Origin of the sequence: Lysinibacillus boronitolerans JCM 21713 = 10a = NBRC 103108 (assembly GCF_000772935.1) — a bacterium.
Lineage (GTDB): Bacteria > Bacillota > Bacilli > Bacillales_A > Planococcaceae > Lysinibacillus > Lysinibacillus boronitolerans.
In genome coordinates this window covers 1-326 of record NZ_JPVR01000013.1, presented here as the reverse complement: position 1 = coordinate 326, position 326 = coordinate 1, and the positions used below count along the sequence as shown (strand labels likewise).

The window sequence follows — 326 nt, the reverse complement described above, 5'->3', positions numbered from 1 at the left end:
CAGGCCTGGTTGCCCAGGGCGCAGGCCAGCCAGGTTTTGCCGGCACCGGTCGGGCCGGTCAGCAGCAGGTTGTGCTGCTGGCGGATCCAGTCGCCACTGGCCAGGGTGGCGATCAGACGCTCGTCCAGGGCGCGTCCGGAGCGGCGGTCGAGATCTTCCAGGCAGGCGTTGGCGTACTTGAGCTTGGCCTTCTTGCGCAGCCGTACCAGGCGCTGGTTGTCACGCCAGGCCAGTTCGCGGTCGAGCAGTAGGCCGAGGCGTTCATCGAAGCTCAGGCTGTGGCTGGCCGGCAGCGTCCATTGCTCTTCCAGGGCGCGGGCCATGCC

At 68.7% G+C, this 326-nt stretch carries 1 pseudogene; it reads right to left on the bottom strand.

From position 1 onward, the window contains the following. Nucleotides 1-326, bottom strand: a pseudogene (gene istB, locus CD31_RS22765) (IS21-like element IS1474 family helper ATPase IstB); the annotation flags it as partial.